Origin of the sequence: Myroides guanonis, from assembly GCF_900114085.1 — a bacterium.
Lineage (GTDB): Bacteria > Bacteroidota > Bacteroidia > Flavobacteriales > Flavobacteriaceae > Flavobacterium > Flavobacterium guanonis.
Genome location: NZ_FORU01000001.1, coordinates 36,717 through 56,523, shown reverse-complemented (window position 1 = coordinate 56,523; position 19,807 = coordinate 36,717). Strand labels below are relative to the sequence as shown.

Below are 19,807 nucleotides of genomic sequence, written 5' to 3'. Positions count from 1 at the left end.
CTTACTAAATAAAAAAGAGTTTCAAAAGTGATTTGTACAATTTGTGATGCAAAATTACCCCTTTGAAACTCTAATAAAATTATCATAAGATAAGTAATTCTCTAAATCTCTTTTCTGATTCTACTTAGACTAACTGGAGTAATTCCTAAGTAAGAGGCTATATATTTTAACGACACGCGTTTTATTAAACTTGGACAATGTGTTAGTATTTCTTCATATCGTAGTCTTGCAGAAAGTAATTCCCGTGAAATCATTCGAGTTTCTAACTTTAAAAGTTCTCTTTCCGCTAACTTTCTTCCCCAATTGGCTACCTCTATATTTTTTTCAAACAATAGCTGTAATTGATCTATAGAAATTTCATAGAGAATACCAGCCTCCAACAACTCTATATTCTCATAGCTTTTTTTATTTTCAACATAACTTTTCATAGACAAAACAGCGCTCCCTTCCTCTCCAAACCAAAATGTAATCTCTCCATCTTGGTGGTCAGAATATGCGCGAACAATTCCCTTTTTAATTAAGTATATATGTTTCTCTAGACGATTTGCTTTCATCAAAAGTGTACCTTTCTCAAAATGCTTTTCTTCCATCAAATTCATTAGTTGGTCCTGTGCATCTTTTGATATAGGAAAAATGTCCGTTATAATATCTATCATTAAAATTTTTTAACTTTATTGTTTTGGTTAATTTATCAACGGTCTTTATTTCTCTGCCAACTCTTTCACTATTTTTAGACCTTTTGGAAAATGTTCATCAAAATAATCCTTGTGTTCCTCTGTCAGATCTACCTCAGCAATTAATTTCGTACCATTCTTTGTTTCTTTTAGAGAATACCTTTCAAAGGAACCACTCCACTTTTCTACTTCATCAGTCAATGGCTGTTCTTTAAAATCCATAACCTCTCCCTCATGTTGAAAAATTAAATCCTTAGGGTAAATCATATAATGTACGTTAGAAAACATTCCTGAACCGTTAGGATTCAAAAAAAGAATCTTACTCCCTATCTCTAATTTTCCTTCATAGTATGAACCAGGACAAAAAACGGATGTCCATTCTTTGTAATTATCCAAATCAAACAAAGCACTCCAAACACGTTCCGCATTAGCATTAATATCAATAGTATAAATTCTAGGTTTAATTCCGTAGCAATAATTTTTAAGAATAAACATAAAACCATCCCATCCCATCTGGTAATTTTCTGGTGCAAAATCAGGTCCAGCATCTACAAAACTTTCAATACCAGAATGAGTTAAAGTCACCAAAGTTCCGTTTTCTTGTTCATCTAAAGTCCAAGTAACTGTACTTTCTCCTTTACTATGTTCTGGATGTGTCCATGTATGTGAAAACTTTTTATTAGGTACTATTTCTTTTATAACACATTTATGATGAAAAAGTCTCGCATCCCCTGGTTCATAAAAATTAAACTCCGCCCCCTCTTTGAGTTCAAAATCAGGTATATCAAAATACCATTCTTTCATTTTATCCTTTTGAGTCAAAGCTTGCCAAATTTTTTCAGCACTCGCATTGATTTTAATAGATGAAGTAATCATAATTATCAATTTTAGTTGGTTAGTTAAATCCGACATATAAAGAACAAAACAAATACATAACTCTTAATATTAGTCACTATACACAACTACATTTTAATTGTTCTGATATGCACTTTCAAATATACTACAATCAAAAAAAGTAACATCTACATACATATCTAATTCATACTTTCATTTAAAAGTTTTAACTAATTTTGCACCTAAAGTTGACAAGGAGCTATTACACTTCGTCAAAAATAATTGTGAAAAATAATAATGACCAATACATCAAACAAAATGATAAAAATAGGAATCGTAGGCTATGGAAATCTAGGAAAAGGAGTTGAAATGGCAATTTCTCAAAATACAGACATGGAATTGACGGCTGTCTTTACGCGTCGCTCTCCTGAATCTATTAATTCTAAGGCTACAGTTTATAACCTCTCTGAAATTGAAAATTTTAAGGGTCTTATAGATGTGATGATATTATGTGGTGGTTCTTCAAAAGACCTACCAGAACAAGTGATTCAAATTTCAAAGCATTTCCACACAGTAGATAGTTTTGACACACATGCAAAGATTCCTGCTTATTTTGATGAAGTAAACCGTTCAAGTACTGAAAATAAAACTTTGAGTTTAATTTCAACTGGCTGGGATCCTGGATTATTTTCTATGGCCAGACTTTTAGGTCAATGTGTCTTACCTCAGGGAGAGGATTATACTTTTTGGGGGAAAGGATTAAGTCAAGGCCATTCAGATGCTGTTAGACGAGTAGTTGGAGTTAAAAATGGCGTTCAATATACTATTCCATTAGAAGATGCATTAGAGCAAGTTCGTTCTGGTTCTAATCCTAAATTAGAAACTGCAGAAAAACACCAACGAATTTGTTATATAGTAGCAGAAGAAGGAGCTGACATTGTCGAAATTGAAACTACTATCAAAACGATGCCTCATTACTTTGCAGAATATCAAACTACAGTTCACTTTATTTCAGAAGAAGAACTTCTTAAAAATCACTCTAAAATGCCACATGGAGGGATTGTATTTCGTTCAGGCACATCAGCTAGTGGTTCAAAACAAAAAATTGAATTCAGTCTAGAACTAGAAAGTAATCCGGAATTCACTTCTAGTGTATTAGTAGCTTATGCTCGAGCTATTTCAAAAATGTCGAAGGAAGGTCAAATTGGTGCAAAAACTGTTTTTGACATTCCATTAGGATATCTATCTCCTAAGTCAGCAGAAGAATTAAGAGCTACTTTATTGTAATCATATTCTTATTTATATAAAAAACGACCTTAAACTCCATGTTTAAGGTCGTTTTTTATTTTAAGAAATACTATCTAAAAGCAACCATAAGTTCCTAAACTGATAAAAACTTATTTAAACCATTGCTTTCTTTACAGCCGGAATAACTTTATCTCCAAACAATTCGATAGACTTCATTATTGTACTATGACTAGGAGCTCCCAAATCCATATGCATCATCCATCTTGTTAATCCAAACATTTCTTGATGATACAAAATCTTATCTACAACTTCAGTCGCATCACCAATAAATAAGGCACCTTCCTTACCTCTACCTCCTTCAAATTGTTCATGGGTATACGGTTGCCAGCCCCTAGATGCTCCAATATGATCCATTTGTTGTTTATACAAAGGAAAATAATCATTAGACAATACTTTTCCATCTACTCCCAGCAGCCCATGGGAATGAGTACCTATTTGCATCTTGCTTAAGTCGTGACCTGCCTTTATATATTCTTCTTTATATAAATCAAAATAAGGTTTATACTGAGCTGGCATTCCTCCAATTATAGCAAATATTAAAGGCAAACCTAATGTGGCAGCACGAATAACAGAAGCAGGTGTCCCTCCAGCCGCAATCCAAACGTCTAAAGGCATTTCAGGCTGTGGATAAACTTCTTGGTCTACAAAAGAAGCACGATGCTTACCATTCCAACTAAACGACTCTTTCGTATTTACCAACTTTAATAAAAGTTCTAACTTTTCTGTAAAAAGCTCTTCATAATCTTCTAATGAAAATCCAAATAAAGGAAAAGATTCAATAAAACTCCCTCTCCCCACAGTTATTTCAGACCTTCCTTCTGATAATAAACCAATTGAAGAAAATGATTGAAATATACGTACCGGATCGCTGGAACTTAAAACACTAACCGCACTAGTCAATTTAATTTGTTTAGTTACGGATGCAGCTGCTGCTAATAAAATTTCTGGAACTGAAATAACATAATCTGGTCTATGATGTTCACCAATACCGAAAACATCAACTCCCACTTCATCCATCAATTTGATTTCTTCTAGTAACTCTTTCATCCTTTTTCCAGATGACTGATAGTTTCTATTTGCTTCATCCCAACGTAAATCACCGAACATGCTTATTCCTAATTCCATAACTGTATCTTTTTTAATTATATATTAAAATTACAATATAAATTTCAGGAGCACACTTAATCTATATTAAGAAAGACCGTCTGTATGTTATTACATTATTTAACATCTAAAATAAAAACACGTTGTTTTTTAATCCTTTAAGTTGTTTCACTAATTATAATACCCAACAAAGGAAATCAAAAAGAATTCATCATAACAAAAAGTAAAACTTCAAAAATGGAATTTCTAGCAGAATGAATATTATACTAGTCACTTTTGATTTTCTACTAGGACAAGAAAAAATAGATGAAAGTTCCTTCGAAAGACTATAACAAGATGTAAAGCCCCAAAACTGTAAAGAGAATAACTTGCATCCACTTAATTATTAAACTAAAAACTCTGTTATTGCTTAAAACATCTGTAAATCTAGCTGCAACTCCACAAATTATAGAAAAAACAATAAGAGTTAGAACTGTGAATATCAATCCTAATATAAAAATTTGCTCTTTTACATTACCAGCTTGTTCACTAATAAATCCAGGAAATAAAGCTAAGAAAAATAGCATTACCTTAGGATTCAAAACGTTCATCAACAGTCCTTTCCACATAAAACTTCCAAATGAACTAGAGGTAATTTCAACCTCATTAAGTTTAATTTTCGTTTCTGATGTATAGGCACTATAAGCCAACCACAATAAATAGACTCCTCCCAATATCTTGATTCCTTTATATATCCAATCAGAACTTACAATTAAAGCAGATACCCCAAATGCAAATAATGATAGATGAAAAACAAGACCACCTACCTGTCCTAAAGCTACTGCAAAACCTAATTTACGTCCTCTTGTGATACTTTGAGAAATAACAAAAATTAAATCAGGTCCTGGAGTTAATATAAGCAAGAGACAAGTAGCAAAAAATGCATATAATACCTCTGTGCTCATATTTATTTACTTCTCACTAATAACGCTTTATTGATATCTTTAATCAAACTTGGTCCTTCATAAATAAATCCAGTATAGAGCTGAATTAAGCTTGCTCCTGCTTCTAGTTTTTCTAGAGCATCTTCAACAGTGTGAATTCCACCAACTCCAATTACAGGAAAAGCATTATTACTTTTCTGTGTTAAAAATCGAATAACCTCTGTACTTCTCTTTGTTAATGGCTTTCCACTTAAACCTCCCATTTCTACTTGCTCAGGTGATTTCAAGTTTTCTCTACTGATAGTAGTATTGGTAGCAATCACACCCGCAATTTTAGTTTCTTCAACTATCTCAATTATATCCATTAATTGATCATCTGTCAAATCAGGAGCTATTTTTAGTAAAATCGGTTTAGGGTTTAACTTTGCTTTATTCTTACTCTGCAAAGCATTCAAAAGATCTTTCAAAGGTTCTTTATCCTGTAAAGCTCTTAGATTCGGTGTGTTTGGAGAACTTACATTGACCACAAAATAATCCACAAAATCAAATAAGATTTCAAAACAAATTTCATAGTCCGAAATAGCTTCTTCATTAGGAGTAACTTTGTTTTTACCTATATTACCTCCAATAAGAGTTCCCTTATTCTTTTTTAAACGTTCTACTGCTTGTTCTACTCCTCCGTTATTAAACCCCATTCTATTGATAATACCTTGATCATCTTTCAACCTAAACAAACGCTTTTTAGGATTTCCTTCTTGTGGTTTTGGAGTAACAGTTCCTATCTCTATAAAACCAAATCCAAAATTTTCTAACTCTTCATATAGATTAGCATCTTTATCCAAACCAGCTGCTAATCCAACTGGATTTTTAAATTTCAATCCAAAGACTTCTCGCTCTAATCTACTATCAACAACTTGACACTGACTACGGATTAATGATGAAATTCCAGGTATCTTATTTATAAACTTCAATGATGAAAATGTAAAGTGATGAACATCTTCAGGATCAAACTTAAAAAACAACGGTTTTATGAGACTTTTATACATGAAATAAGGTTTCTTTATTTTGCGCAAAAATACTAAATCTTAATCGATTTTCTTTCTTTTAGTAGAAAACAAAGTGGTTTTTGAATAAATAAATAACCTAAATTTCACAATAACTACATCCACAATCCTTCAATAACAAACAACACGTTTCGTTGAGTTATAAAAAACAAATAAAACACTACACGTCAGAAACTTACATCCAAAAATAGCATGTCCTATTTTTTGCAAACACCGGTATAAAAATGTATTTTTAAAAAATAACCAAACAAAAAATTATATTTTATGGCAACAATTAGTCCGTATTTAAACTTTAATGGAAACTGCGAAGAAGCTTTCCTATTTTATCAATCTGTTTTTGGTGGTGAATTTACTTTTATGGGGAGATTTAAAGATATGCCTTCTGAAGAAACTCTAACTGAAGAGCAGGGTAATAAAATAATGCATGTTAGTTTACCCATTAATGGAGAAATCCATTTAATGGGAAGTGATACTATGGAGAAAAGTGAAACACCTGTTTGTAGTAATATTTCCATTTCAATAAATGCAGCCTCTGAAGAAGAAGCTCACAATCTTTTCAATGGACTTTCAAAAGGAGGGAAAATAACAATGCCATTACAAAAAACATTTTGGGGAGCTTTATTTGGAATGTTTACTGACACATTCGGAACCAACTGGATGGTTAATTATGATTACGAACAAAAAGCTTAAAACACTTTATTTATAACAAGACAAAGAAGTTTTTTTTTGTAGAAAACCATAATATTCAAAAACGACATTACTATTCAAATTGCGTATATTTGACTATTAATGTCGTTTTTATGATTTTACATATAAAGAATATGGTTTGCCCTCGTTGTAAGATGGTAGTTGAAGAACAACTAAATATCTTAGGACATAACGATATACAAGTACGATTAGGAGAGGTTACCTTTCCGAATGAATTAACTAATACCGAAATAGGAATCATAGATAAGAAACTAATTGAATTTGGTTTCGAGCTATTGGATAACAAACGTTACCAATTGGTTTCAAAAACAAAAAACATTCTCATCCATTTGGTTCAAAATGAGAATTCCTTCTTAAAACTAACTTTATCTGATTACTTAACAAAAAGAACACAAGTTGACTACAATCAATTGAGTCAATTATTCAGTCAAATTGAACACACTACCCTAGAACAATATTATATAAACCTAAAAATTGAACGTGTAAAAGAGCTGTTAGTTTATGATGAACTTACAATCAAAGAAATCTCTTTTATGTTAAACTACAGTAGTGTAGCACACTTAAGCAAACAATTTAAAAAAGTAACAGGATTAACTCCTACTCATTTCAAAACGCTAGGAAACCAAAAGAGAAAACTTATTGACACCCTTTAACATAAGTATTTATTTGTTTTTTGCTTCAAAATAGCGCTCCGTAACAAAATCAATATCTTTTATAGATTTTCTTCCCCAATCAATGCGTTTTTCGATTAACTCCTCGTCTTTCAATTTCCAATCAACAGATGAGTTTCGTAAGCGAGTAGTCAAATTTTGTATAGTAATAGCAGCAGATACTGAAATATTCAAACTCTCTGTAAAACCTACCATTGGTATTTTTATAAATGCATCCGCTTGCTCCATAATATCTTCCGACAAGCCTGATTTTTCGGTTCCAAAAAAAATAGCAGCAGGTTCCGTAATATCAAAATCTTCAAGATAATTTGCTTTTACGTGCGGCGTAGTAGCGACTATTCTATATCCTTTAGACCTCAAATCATCTATACAATTCTGATTGCTATTATAACGATGAATATCCACCCATTTCTCTGCTCCTAATGCAATTTCCTTATCTATCTTTTTTCCAAACTTTTGTTCTATAACACATAAGTCTTGTACTCCAAACACTTCACAACTCCTCATAACAGCACTAGTGTTGTGTAATTGATACACATCTTCCATCACCACAGTAAAGTGCTTTGTACGATTGTTTAAAATCTCTAAAAACCGTTGCTTCCTACTTTCTGTCAAAAAGCCCTCTACGTACTCTAAATATCCAATATCGCTAAATAGCTTTTTCAAATTATTCATCTTATATTTAAGTTTTAAGAATCGACAAAGTTAACAATATTATGGAAAAGCAATTAGTAGTATTATCTGGAGCTGGAATGAGTGCCGAAAGTGGCATAAAAACCTTCAGAGATACCGATGGATTATGGGAAGGACACGATGTAATGGAGGTTGCTTCTCCAGAAGGGTGGCATAAAAACAAAGAATTGGTTTTAGATTTCTATAATCAAAGAAGACGACAATTATTGACAGTTACTCCCAACGAAGGACATCTCATTATAGCTGAATTGCAAAACCATTTTAAAGTTCATATCATAACACAAAATGTCGATGATTTACATGAACGGGCAGGAAGCAGAGAAGTCCTTCATTTACATGGCGAATTGTTGAAAGTACGAAGTGAACAAGATGAGAATTTAATACAAAATTGGAGACAGGATCTAAAAAGCACTGACCTTAACGAATTAGGTCATACCCTAAGGCCTCATATCGTTTGGTTTGGGGAAATGGTTCCTGAACTAGAAAGAGCTATCCCTATCGTTGAAAAAGCAGATATTATAATCATAATTGGAACTTCTCTACAGGTTTATCCAGCAGCATCCTTAATTGATTATGCCAAAAGCAATGCTATCATCTATTATATAGATCCAAAACCTGCAAGCACTAGTTCCTTTAGTAAGCATATTAAATCTATATCATTGGGAGCAAGTGATGGTATGAAAAAAATTTACACAGAGTTAGTTGAGCAAGAAGATAGTATTTAACACCTAACAGTGTAGTTAAAAATCATAATTATATAAATCTCAATAACAAGCTCTACTTGTTTTTTATAATCTTGTACTAATACACAACTTTGAAGACACTATCCTAGAAATATTCCAATCTTATATTTAGACAACTAAAAAGCTCAAAAGGAGTTCAATATTCAAGATTGAACGTATACTTTTTTTTGGGGTGTATCTATAGTGCATCTATAGTGTATCTATACTCCATCTATAGAATCGCCCTTTTTTATAGATGGAGTATAGATAGGATATAGATAGATTTTAGATAAATCAATACGCAAACACATTTCTGTTACGTTATAACAAAAGAAGTAAATACAATCACATATTGAAATTTGATTTAAAAAACAGGGGATTTTAAGTGATCATTAATGGAGTACCAAACACTAGCACTCCTCTTTTCATAAAGATACTCCTATCTAAAAATGGATAACAAAGTATTTTATCCGACAGCAAAGAATTCGATTAATTCAAATAAAAAAAGCTATTTCATTAATTTTGAAATAGCCTTTAATAATATATTATTTTATTTTTTAAGTTAGAATTTCATACTCAAAGCGATTTTTCCTATTTCAATGTCTTAACTCCTTTTATAAAAATCCAACGCATTAATATTTTCTCGCCATCTTTAGTCTGAACCACTTTAAATTGAGGAGCTAAAAACACTGCTATACCAGCACTTATTATTGGCAACCATATCCATGATAATTCTGTAAATTTACCAAGTAAAAAACGAGTAATTAAAAATATCGTAGCAAAACTAATGAACATATAAACAGAACTTTTTGTTTGAGCCTTCATGTTTTTTTAATTTATTTCAGTTTGAAACTTAGCTTTTTTACTTCCTTCATACATTTCATACTTCACAAATCTAGTTTCCAACTTACCATTAAACAATTTTATCCTTTTAGAAGGTTTCAGTCCAACAAATTTCAAAGCTTCTAGGTTTGCCGTTATAAACCACGCTTCCGTTCCTGGATAACCTTGTTTTAATGTATCGCCAATTTCTCTATAAAAACGCTCCATTTGAATATCCAAACGCTCTCCATATGGTGGATTAAACACCATATGCAATGGACCTTCTGTTTCTTTCTGAGTATCGAAAAAGCTTGTGTTTTCAATCTTAATATACTCTTCTAAATTTGCATTCTTAACATTATCCTTAGCTTTCATTACAGCGGAAGGAGCCTTGTCATATCCTTTAATAGTATAGTGAAATTCACGTATCTTCTTCATTAATGACTCTTCTATTTTTTCGAACAAATCAGCATCCCAATCTTTCCATTTCTCAAAAGCAAACTCTTTTCTATTAATGTTAGCAGGAATATTACAAGCAATCATAGCAGCTTCTATCAATAATGTTCCACTACCACACATCGGATCCATAAAATCTGTCCTTCCATCCCAACCTGACATTAATAACATTCCTGCTGCTAATACTTCATTAATAGGTGCAATGTTTGTTGCGGTTCTATATCCTCTATGATGAAGAGAATTCCCAGAAGAATCTAAAGACACAGAGCACATATCTTTTTGGATATGTACATTAATACGTAGATCTGGGAAATCTTTATCTATACTCGGACGTTGACCACCATTATTTCTAAATTGATCAACGATTGCATCTTTCGCTTTTAATGCTACAAATTGTGAGTGATTAAACAAATCAGAGTGTACTGTTGCGTCTATCACAAAAGTTTGATTTACACCAATATATTCAGACCAATCAATACTTTGAATACCTCTATATAAATTAGCTTCATTATAAACAGCAAATTCACTAATAGGTTTCAAAATCTTTAAAGCAGTTCTCAAAGCTATATTCGCCTTATACATAAAACCTTTATCCCCTTCAAAGCTAACCATACGAACACCTTGCCTAACATGGGTCGCTCCTAATAGTTGTAGCTCTTTTGCTAGTGTTTCTTCAAATCCAAAAAAGGTTTTGGCGATCATCTTAAAATTATCCATAGGTAGTTGTGATTGGGTATTATTTGTACAAATTAATCGACAAAAATAAAGTAAATTTGTAGGCTATAAAAGTATTATAAAGAAAACAATGCAAAAAGAAAATTCAAGTTGGTATGCCTCGTGGTTTGACACTAGTTATTACCACACCTTATACAAAGATCGTGATTATGAAGAAGCTCAACTTTTAATAGATAATCTCTCTGAATACCTTAATTTACCTGAGGATGCTAAAATTTTAGACTTAGCTTGTGGAAGAGGAAGACACGCAGTTTACTTATCTTCTTTAGGTTATGATGTTACCGGAGTAGACCTTTCTCCAAATAGCATACAATATGCCAAAACAAAAGAGAAAGAGACATTACACTTCCAGATTCATGATATGAGGGAGCCTATGGATCAAAAATACGACGCTATCTTTAATCTTTTTACAAGTTTTGGATACTTCTCTGATCCTAATGACAATACCAAAACTCTAAAAGCAATCCAAGAGAGCTTAAACGAAACAGGTTTTGCAGTTATAGATTTCATGAATGTTGATAAAGTTATTGCCAACCTAGTAGCTGAAGAAGTGAAAACGGTAGATGGTATTGACTTTTATATGAAAAGACGATATGAAAGCGGTTTTATCATTAAAGATATTTCTTTTTTAGCCGATGGCAAGCAACACCAATACACAGAACATGTAAGAGCTTTACGTTTGGAGGATTTTGAAAAAATGATGGAGGAAAATGATATTTATCTATTAGATGTTTTTGGCGATTATAAATTGCACAAATTCCATAAAGGGGAATCAGACAGACTCATTATGATATTTAAATAAAATAAAATGATATACGCACTACCATTACTTTCGGTTGTAATAGGCTATCTTATTGCTATATTCATAGAACCGAAAAACCCACGAAATCTAAAGTTGCTTTTAGCCTTTAGCGGTTCATTTTTACTAACCATAACGGTGACTCATTTATTACCAGATGTCTATCAATTTGAAGCTCTTCAAGGAGCCCATGATCAAATAGGTGATAGCCATCAACATGTACATAACAAATCAAATATCGGATTCTTTATCATGGCAGGAATTGTCTTTCAAATCATCTTAGAATACTTTTCTAAAGGTGCAGAACATGGACATGTACATTCCCATGGAAAAATGAATAAAATACCATGGTTGCTATTCTTTAGTTTATGCTTACATGCTTTTCTAGAAGGAATGCCAATTAGTCAACACTCGGACTTAGCCTTTGGCATAGCAATACACCATCTTCCAATAGCCGTTATATTAACTTCTTTTTTTATCAATGCGGAAATGAATAAGAAATGGATTTTCTTTTTCATGATTGCTTTTGCATTTATGACTCCATTGGGTACTCTTTTATCTGACAATATAGGATTTCTAAAAAATTATTACACAGAAATATCAGCCATTGTTGTAGGGATACTGTTTCATATTTCTTCAACTATCATATTTGAAAGTAGTGAAGGTCATCGTTTTAATTTAGCCAAATTGATTTCTATAATCATCGGGGTGGTATTGGCGTATTTTGTTTAGGCTTTTTTTTCGAAGTAAAATTATAACAATAAAAAAGGCTGTCGTGTGACAGCCTTTTTTGATTATATAGATAAAATAACATTCCTGCTATTTCTCAACCGTCTTATACACTTTCAATGCTTCTTTTAAAATTTGAGCTGAACGAATCAAATCTTCTTTTTTAAGAACATAAGCCATACGAGCTTCATTCAATCCAACACCAGGTGTAGAATAAAATCCTGCTGCAGGCGCAATCATTACAGTTTCTCCATTAAAATCATAAGATTCTAACAACCACTTAGCAAAATCATCAGCATTTTTTACTGGGAATTTAGCAACGCAATAAAAAGAACCATTAGGCATACTAACTTCTAATCCTTCTATCTCTCTTAATGCTGCAATAAAAACATCACGTCTTTCCTTATACTCTTCAATAACCTCATCAAAATAACTTTGAGGAGTATCTAATGCTGCTTCAGAAGCAATTTGAGCAAATGTAGGAGGGCTTAAACGAGCCTGTGCAAATTTCATTGCTGCTGTCATAAAAGCTTTGTTTTTAGAAACTACACATCCAATACGAGCACCACACATACTGTAACGTTTAGAAACAGAATCTACCATAATAGCATACTCAGCTAATTTAGGCATACTCATCACAGAGATATGTTTATATCCATCATAAGCAAATTCGCGATAAACTTCATCAGCAATTAAGAATAAATCATGCTTAATAACTAAATCAGCTAATTGATTCATTTCTTCTTCTGAATACAAATACCCTGTTGGATTACCTGGATTACAAATTAAAATTGCTTTTGTTTTAGAAGTGATTTGTTTTTCAAAATCAGCAATTTTGGGAAGTGCAAAACCTTCTTCCAAAGTAGACATTACAGGAACAATATTTACTCCATTAGCAATAGAGAATCCATTGTAATTAGCGTAAAAAGGTTCTGGAATAATAACCTCATCTCCTGGATCCAAAGTACTACCCAAAGCAAACATTAGGGCTTCTGAACCTCCAGTAGTAATGATAATATCCTCTACATTTACATCTAATTGATGTTTTTGATAATATGTCGCAAGTTTTTTTCTATAACTCTCAAAACCGGCAGAATGACTATATTCTAACACTGTGATATCCGCATCTTTGACTGCTTGTAAAGCTACCTCAGGTGTTTTTATATCTGGTTGACCGATATTTAAATGATAAACGTGATTTCCTTTCTTTTTTGCAATATCTGCATAAGGAACCAATTTTCTAATAGGTGATTCGGGCATGTTTTGCCCTTTTAAAGAGATTTTTGGCATAGTTGTACATTTATTTCCATACAAAATTGAACCACTTTATAGAACGTATGGGGTTCTTTAAAAGTCATTGCAAATGTAAAGTTTTTTGCACATAAAAAAACAAATATATTCAATACCAAATAATAAGTTAAATATGCAAGAAAAGAGGTCAATTTCCCTATTTTTGTTGGAATTATTAAATCTCAAACAACACTCTACTCATGGACAAAAAAATAATCGCCTTCTTTTCATCTTCAAGATTGATGGCCGTTCTTTTTATTGTGTATGCTGCTGCTCTAGCAATAGGTACCTTTATCGAAGACAGATATAATACAGACACTGCTCGAATTTTAATCTACAATGCAAAATGGTTTGAAGCCATAATGTTCTTTTTTGTTCTAAATTTCATTGGAAACATAAAGAAATATTCCCTTCATAAAAAAGAAAAGTGGGCTACACTTCTGTTGCACTTGTCTTTTATATTAATTATGATTGGCGCCTTTACAACTCGATATATCAGTTTTGAAGGAATGATGCCTATTAGAGAAGGTGAAAGTTCTAGCCATATCTTTTCAGATCGTACATACCTAACAGTTATGGCAGATGGAGAATATGAGGGCGAAATGAGACGTCGAACGTTCGAATCTTCAAAACTGATGTCAGCTGCAACTGACAATCATTTTAAAATGAAGAAAGAATTTAACGGAATTCCCTTCGAAGTGGAGTATAAAGAATTCATTATGGGAGCTACAGAAGCAGTTGTAGAAGACCCAAATGGAGTATACTTTTTGAAACTTGTTGAATCCTCTGACGGGGAGCGACATGAACATCACCTTGAGGAAGGTAAGGTTTCAAATATCCACAACATACTGTACGCTTTCAATAAACCTACTGAAGGAGCTATCAACATCTATAAAGAAGGTGATAACTTTAAAATAGAAACACCTTTTGACGGCTCTTACATGGTCATGGCCACTCAATCAACAGGAAATGTTATAAAGGATAGTTTGCAAAGTTTAAACTTTCGCGCTTTATACAATCTTGGAGTAACACAATTTGTATTACCAGAATTACCTTCAAAAGGTAGAATTGACATCGTTTCAAATGGTGACTACAAAGATAAGATGACAGAAGATGCTTTAGTAGTTACTGTACGTTCTCAAGGTAAAGAAGAAGAGCTTATTCTAAAAGGAAAAGCTGGTCGTATGGGAACTCCTCAATCAATTACTATTGGTGGTTTAGATTTCACTTTGATGTTTGGAAGTAAAGTTTATGAAACTCCTTTCCAAGTGCGTCTTAATAAATTTATTGCTGAAAAATATCCTGGTACAGAAAAAAGCTATGCTGCTTTTGAAAGTCAGGTTACGGTTCTTGATCCTGATGGAGACTTTGATGCGCGAATCTATATGAATAACGTATTAGACCACAAGGGCTATAGATTCTTTCAAGCACAATTTGACGAAGATGAAAAAGGAACTATTCTTTCCGTAAATCACGATTTTTGGGGAACTTGGATAACCTATATTGGATACACCTTCCTATATATTGGTATGTTAGCAATATTATTTGACAGAAATACAAGATTTGAAGATTTGAGAAGAAAATTGAATAAAATAAAAGAGAAAAAAGCGAGTATGCTTACAGCCTTACTTCTATTCTTCTCATTAGGTACGTTTGCACAGCACAACCAACATAATATGCCAACCGTACAGCAGGTAGATTCCTTAATACAGTTGAGTAAAATTACTCCAGAACACGCAAGTCGATTTGGAGAACTGGTTATTCAGGATGGTGTTGGAAGGATGAAACCAATCAATACTTTCTCTTCTGAGTTATTGAGAAAAGTATACAAATCAGACCACTATAAAGATTTGAATTCAGACCAAGCCTTTTTATCGATGGCTCAATTTCCAAATCTTTGGTACCAAGTACCTATCATCCTTCTTAAAAGAGGAAATGACAGTTTAAGATCTACAATTGGTTTACCAAAAGATGCAAGTTATGCTGCTGTAGTAGATTTCTTTGACGAAAAAGGAAACTATAAAATCGGTCCAGTATTAGATGATGCAAATCATGCTGCTATTAAAAACCAATTTCAAAAAGATTTCATTGATGTTGATTCTAAAGTCAATTTAATGCTATCTGCTTTAAGTGGTCGAATACTTACGATCTTTCCTATTCCCAACCATGAAAATGACAAATGGGTATCTTATGCAGAATTGAATGAAGCTGGAATTACAGGTATTGATTCTACTTATACCAAAAACATACTTCCATTATACATGACTTCCTTACTAAAAGGAATTGAATCTAAAGATTTTAAAAGTGCTGATGAATTTTTAGAATCTATACATGGGTATCAGAAAAAATATGGTAGTGATGTAATGCCTAGTGAAAACCGCGTTAAGTCTGAAATCCTTTACAATAAATACAATATTTTCAAGACTTTGTATAGCTATTATATGTTGATTGCTTTAGTCATGTTTGTTTCTGTAATTATTCAGATTCTTAAACCTGCTAAATGGATTCATAAAGTAATCAAAGTATGTTCTGCTTTAGTAGTTACACTCTTTATCATTCACACTCTAGGATTAGCAGTTCGTTGGTATGTTTCAGGACATGCTCCTTGGAGTGACGCATACGAATCTGTAATTTACGTTGCATGGGCTACTACCCTATTCGGATTGTATTTTGGTAGAAAATCATTCTTAACCATTGCTTCAACAGCATTTGTTTGTGGTATGATTCTTTGGGGAGCACATCAAAACTGGATGGACCCATCAATTGCTAATTTACAACCAGTTCTAAACTCATATTGGCTAATTATACACGTTGCTGTAATTGTTGCTTCTTACGGTCCGTTTACCTTGGGTATGATTTTAGGTGTTGTTGCTTTAATTCTTATGTTGTTCACGAATGACAAGAACCGTAAGATAATGGATTTAAATATCAAAGAAATTACCTATATCAACGAAATGGCTTTAACTGTAGGTTTAGTATTACTTACTATTGGTAACTTTCTAGGAGGTCAATGGGCAAATGAGAGCTGGGGACGTTATTGGGGATGGGACCCTAAAGAGACTTGGGCTTTAGTGAGTATTATGGTATATGCTTTTGTTATCCACGCTCGTTTTGTTCCTGCTTTTAGAGGTACATGGGTTTATAATCTTATGAGTATAATTGCATTCTATGCAATTATGATGACTTATTTCGGTGTAAACTTCTACTTAACAGGACTACACTCTTATGCACAAGGAGATAAAGTTGTAACTCCTTCTGTAATTTACTATTCAGTTGCTTTTGTTATTATTCTAGGAACACTTTCCTATTTCAAATACAAGAAGTATTTAAAAAAATAAGGAACTATTCCTTCACAAAAAAGCCGGCTTAAAAGCCGGCTTTTTTACTTTTTATATTTACTGATATTTCAATCAACTAATCACTATTCTCTAAATCAAAATTGCCTATCGAAGTAATTAACACCTAATTTAATCAATGCCTTTATATATACTCCCCCCGATATTTCAATTCGATATATCATCAGGAAAAATCTTATGAGGGTTTAAGATTCCCTTCGTATCAAAAACATTTTTAATCTTTTTCATCAGTTCTAACTCAATCGGCTGAAATGCTAAGTTCATATAGTTTTTTTGAACCCATCCTATTCCATGTTCTCCCGAAATAGTTCCCTTAAGCGAAACAGTTAATTCAAAAATTTCACGAATCCCATTGGGAACATCTTTTTCCCATTGCTCATCTGTCAATCCTTCTTTTATTATATTTATATGTAGATTCCCATCTCCAGCATGACCATAACAAACCGTTTTAAATCCGTATTTAGACCCAATTTGCTTAACTCCTACCAATAATTTTGGCAACTCATATCTTGGAACAACAGTATCTTCTTCCTTAAAAACAGAATTCGACTTTACCGCTTCTGCTACACTTCTACGCAATCTCCATAGAACTTCTTTCTGATCAGCTGATTCAGCAAATAAAATATCATCTATTTTAAAACCTTCTACCAATTCAGCTATTTTCTCCGCTTCTTCAATCAATATCTCTAGGTAATTACCATCAAGTTCAATCAACAATAACGCCTCAATCCCATCTTTTATATTTACACCATCAACCTGCATAAAACGCATAGCCCAATCTATAGCTTCTCGTTCCATAAACTCCAAAGCACTTGGTATAATTCCAGCTTTAAAAATAGTAGAAACAACCTCAGCAGCTTCACCCATTTTATAAAATGGAATAAGCATTAAAACATCGTGATTGTTCTTTGGAATTAAACGTAGTACTATCTGGGTTACAATACCTAAAGTTCCTTCACTTCCAATAATCAATTGTGTTAAATTATAACCTGTTGCATTTTTTAATGTATCTGAACCAGTCCAAATAATTTGTCCATCAGCTAAAACAACTTCTAAATTCAACACATAATCCTTGGTAACACCATATTTGACTGCGCGTGCTCCTCCTGCATTCTCCGCTATATTTCCTCCTATAAAACAACTTCCTCTACTCGCAGGATCAACAGGATAAAACAATCCCTTTTCTAACACCTGATCTTGCAATACTTGAGTGACCACACCTGGTTGTGTTCGAACTTGTAAATTATTTTCATCTATCTCAATAATCTTATTCATTCTTTCCAAAGACAATGCTATTCCAGTACATACATTCAATACTCCTCCACTCAAACCAGTTCTAGCTCCTACAGCAACGACGGCTATGCTGTTTTTATACGCATAACTCATAATCTTAGAAACTTCCAAAGTGGTCCTTGGCTTTAAAACTACAGCAGGAGGAAATACCAAATCTTCTGTTTGATCTTTCCCATATTCATAAAGTAATTCATTATCTGTCCACACATTTTCTTTACCTAGTAGATCTACTAAATCCGCAATATGTTCAAGTGTTATTTTTGAAAAAACTGATTCCATAGATAATAGACTTATTCTTTTGTAAAAGTTACTTTTTTCATATCTGGTAAAAAATAAGCAATGACCCCTATAAGAGGTAAGAAGGAACAAACGGTATATATATATTCAATTGAAGTTTGGTCTGCCCATAAACCTAAAACCGCAGAACCTACTCCTCCCATTCCAAATGCGAAACCATAGAACAAGCCCGATACCATTCCTATCTTTTTTGGAAGTAATTCTTGAGCATAAACCAAGATAGACGGAAAAGCAGAAGCCAATATAAACCCTATAATAACTACGAGTATTGCTGTCCAAGTTAAATCAGCATAAGGTAACAACAAAGTAAATGGTGCTACACCCAAAACAGAAAACCAGATAATATATTTCCTTCCCAAACGATCACCATAAAAGCCACCAATAAGAGTACCTAAAGCAACCGCCAATAGAAAGTAAAATAAATACACCTGTGCTTGCACTTCAGAAATTCCAAACTTATCCATAGTATAAAATTGAAAATAACTAGTAATACTTGCTACATAAAAATATTTGGAAAAAATAAGTAATAAAAGAATTACAATTGACATAGATATTTTAGTTTGACTTAAATTAGGAATCGCAATCGGTTTTTTCTGTTGTAATTTTCTAGAAATCAAAACACCCTTATACCAACTCCCAATGTAATATAAAACTAATTGAGCTAATAAAACCACAAAAACGAACCATAATAAATGTTGTTGTCCAGATGGTAAAACAATCCATGCAACCAATAAAGGAGCCATTGCAGTACCCGCATTTCCTCCAATTTGAAATATTGACTGAGCTAAACTTCGTTTTCCTCCAGATGCCATGAAGGCCACTCGAGATGATTCAGGATGAAAAATAGAAGATCCAATACCTACTAAAGTTACTGACACTAAAACCCAATAATAATCCTTAGCATATGCTAATGCCAAAATTCCAAAAAGAGTAAAAAACATACCAACTATTTGAGAATATGGCTTTGGATTCTTATCTGTGTATGCTCCTACAATCGGTTGTAATAGGGATGAAGAAATTTGAAAACAAAGAGTGATCATTCCAATTTGAGCAAAATTCAAATTATAATTTTCTTTCAGCATGGGATATACCGCTGGTATAAGAGCTTGTAGTAAATCATTGAATAAATGGGCTACACTAATCGCTAATAATATTGGATAAACAGTGAGGTTTCCTCTTGTTTGAAGAGCGGTTTTCTTAAAAAAAGAATGGTGTGATTTAGAATTTTTAAACATGCTTATAATCTATAAATACAAAATTAGCTAAATTAAACCGAACACATGTTCTAGTTATTACTTCAATTGATTTTTATTTGCAACATATTTTGCT

The 19,807-nt window shown here is 32.7% G+C and carries 18 protein-coding genes; 7 read left to right on the top strand and 11 right to left on the bottom strand.

Annotated features, from left to right (window positions below):
- Nucleotides 1-101: 101 nt before the first annotated feature.
- Both BM024_RS00295 and BM024_RS00290 read right to left on the bottom strand, forming a co-directional pair.
- Entirely contained in the window at nucleotides 102-656 is a 555-nt protein-coding gene (locus tag BM024_RS00295; RefSeq protein ID WP_090677415.1) for a Crp/Fnr family transcriptional regulator, read from the bottom strand.
- A 45-nt stretch (nucleotides 657-701) separates the two neighbouring features.
- Nucleotides 702-1,550, bottom strand: coding sequence for an SRPBCC family protein (locus tag BM024_RS00290; RefSeq protein WP_090677765.1), 849 nt, complete (start codon nucleotides 1,548-1,550; stop codon nucleotides 702-704).
- 276 nt (nucleotides 1,551-1,826) lie between these two features.
- Here BM024_RS00290 and BM024_RS00285 point away from each other — a divergent pair, with 276 nt between their 5' ends.
- A complete protein-coding gene (locus tag BM024_RS00285; RefSeq protein WP_245753834.1) occupies nucleotides 1,827-2,795 on the top strand; it encodes a diaminopimelate dehydrogenase in 969 nt (322 codons plus the stop codon).
- 114 nt (nucleotides 2,796-2,909) lie between these two features.
- On the opposite strand, the gene BM024_RS00280 is transcribed toward BM024_RS00285, so the two are convergent.
- From BM024_RS00280 to BM024_RS00270, 3 genes are all read right to left on the bottom strand, one after another.
- Nucleotides 2,910-3,941 carry an LLM class flavin-dependent oxidoreductase gene (locus tag BM024_RS00280; RefSeq protein WP_090677410.1) on the bottom strand — a complete coding sequence of 344 codons (1,032 nt, stop codon included), beginning with the start codon at nucleotides 3,939-3,941 and terminating at the stop codon, nucleotides 2,910-2,912.
- Between the two features lie 305 nt (nucleotides 3,942-4,246).
- On the bottom strand, nucleotides 4,247-4,864 hold the full coding sequence (locus tag BM024_RS00275) for a LysE family translocator (protein ID WP_090677407.1): 618 nt from the start codon (nucleotides 4,862-4,864) through the stop codon (nucleotides 4,247-4,249).
- A 2-nt stretch (nucleotides 4,865-4,866) separates the two neighbouring features.
- Nucleotides 4,867-5,889, bottom strand: a complete 1,023-nt coding sequence (locus BM024_RS00270; RefSeq protein WP_090677405.1) for a quinone-dependent dihydroorotate dehydrogenase — start codon at nucleotides 5,887-5,889, stop codon at nucleotides 4,867-4,869.
- 282 nt (nucleotides 5,890-6,171) lie between these two features.
- Between BM024_RS00270 and BM024_RS00265 the strand changes: the two genes are divergently transcribed.
- Nucleotides 6,172-6,597: a VOC family protein gene (locus BM024_RS00265; RefSeq protein WP_090677401.1), complete on the top strand. Its 426-nt coding sequence runs from the start codon at nucleotides 6,172-6,174 to the stop codon at nucleotides 6,595-6,597.
- A gap of 110 nt (nucleotides 6,598-6,707) precedes the next feature.
- A complete protein-coding gene (locus BM024_RS00260; RefSeq protein ID WP_090677399.1) occupies nucleotides 6,708-7,268 on the top strand; it encodes a helix-turn-helix domain-containing protein in 561 nt (186 codons plus the stop codon).
- Nucleotides 7,269-7,277: 9 nt separating this feature from the next.
- Here the strand turns inward: BM024_RS00260 and BM024_RS00255 are convergent, their stop codons facing one another.
- Complete coding sequence (locus BM024_RS00255) at nucleotides 7,278-7,961, bottom strand: TrmH family RNA methyltransferase (RefSeq protein ID WP_090677397.1); 684 nt, start codon at nucleotides 7,959-7,961, stop codon at nucleotides 7,278-7,280.
- Nucleotides 7,962-8,002: 41 nt separating this feature from the next.
- Between BM024_RS00255 and BM024_RS00250 the strand changes: the two genes are divergently transcribed.
- Nucleotides 8,003-8,704 (top strand): SIR2 family NAD-dependent protein deacylase, encoded by a 702-nt coding sequence (locus BM024_RS00250; protein WP_090677395.1) that lies wholly within the window; start codon nucleotides 8,003-8,005, stop codon nucleotides 8,702-8,704.
- Nucleotides 8,705-9,292: 588 nt separating this feature from the next.
- Here BM024_RS00250 and BM024_RS00245 read toward each other — a convergent pair.
- Both BM024_RS00245 and BM024_RS00240 read right to left on the bottom strand, forming a co-directional pair.
- Nucleotides 9,293-9,526, bottom strand: coding sequence for a hypothetical protein (locus BM024_RS00245; protein WP_090677392.1), 234 nt, complete (start codon nucleotides 9,524-9,526; stop codon nucleotides 9,293-9,295).
- A 6-nt stretch (nucleotides 9,527-9,532) separates the two neighbouring features.
- Nucleotides 9,533-10,681, bottom strand: coding sequence for a THUMP domain-containing class I SAM-dependent RNA methyltransferase (locus BM024_RS00240; RefSeq protein WP_090677764.1), 1,149 nt, complete (start codon nucleotides 10,679-10,681; stop codon nucleotides 9,533-9,535).
- Nucleotides 10,682-10,784: 103 nt separating this feature from the next.
- On the opposite strand from BM024_RS00240, the gene BM024_RS00235 reads away from it, so the two are divergent.
- The gene (locus tag BM024_RS00235; RefSeq protein ID WP_090677389.1) at nucleotides 10,785-11,516 is read left to right on the top strand and encodes a class I SAM-dependent DNA methyltransferase; all 732 of its coding nucleotides are present in this window, start codon (nucleotides 10,785-10,787) and stop codon (nucleotides 11,514-11,516) included.
- A gap of 6 nt (nucleotides 11,517-11,522) precedes the next feature.
- The gene (locus BM024_RS00230; protein WP_090677387.1) at nucleotides 11,523-12,245 is read left to right on the top strand and encodes a ZIP family metal transporter; all 723 of its coding nucleotides are present in this window, start codon (nucleotides 11,523-11,525) and stop codon (nucleotides 12,243-12,245) included.
- An 87-nt stretch (nucleotides 12,246-12,332) separates the two neighbouring features.
- Here the strand turns inward: BM024_RS00230 and BM024_RS00225 are convergent, their stop codons facing one another.
- Nucleotides 12,333-13,532: a pyridoxal phosphate-dependent aminotransferase gene (locus BM024_RS00225; RefSeq protein ID WP_090677385.1), complete on the bottom strand. Its 1,200-nt coding sequence runs from the start codon at nucleotides 13,530-13,532 to the stop codon at nucleotides 12,333-12,335.
- Between the two features lie 200 nt (nucleotides 13,533-13,732).
- Here BM024_RS00225 and ccsA point away from each other — a divergent pair, with 200 nt between their 5' ends.
- Complete coding sequence (gene ccsA / locus BM024_RS00220) at nucleotides 13,733-16,870, top strand: cytochrome c biogenesis protein CcsA (protein WP_090677383.1); 3,138 nt, start codon at nucleotides 13,733-13,735, stop codon at nucleotides 16,868-16,870.
- A 165-nt stretch (nucleotides 16,871-17,035) separates the two neighbouring features.
- Here ccsA and BM024_RS00215 read toward each other — a convergent pair whose 3' ends face one another.
- Together BM024_RS00215 and BM024_RS00210 are read right to left on the bottom strand one after the other, a co-directional pair.
- Nucleotides 17,036-18,460: an FAD-binding oxidoreductase gene (locus tag BM024_RS00215; RefSeq protein WP_090677381.1), complete on the bottom strand. Its 1,425-nt coding sequence runs from the start codon at nucleotides 18,458-18,460 to the stop codon at nucleotides 17,036-17,038.
- An 11-nt stretch (nucleotides 18,461-18,471) separates the two neighbouring features.
- Nucleotides 18,472-19,713, bottom strand: a complete 1,242-nt coding sequence (locus BM024_RS00210; RefSeq protein WP_090677379.1) for an MFS transporter — start codon at nucleotides 19,711-19,713, stop codon at nucleotides 18,472-18,474.
- Nucleotides 19,714-19,807: the final 94 nt, after the last annotated feature.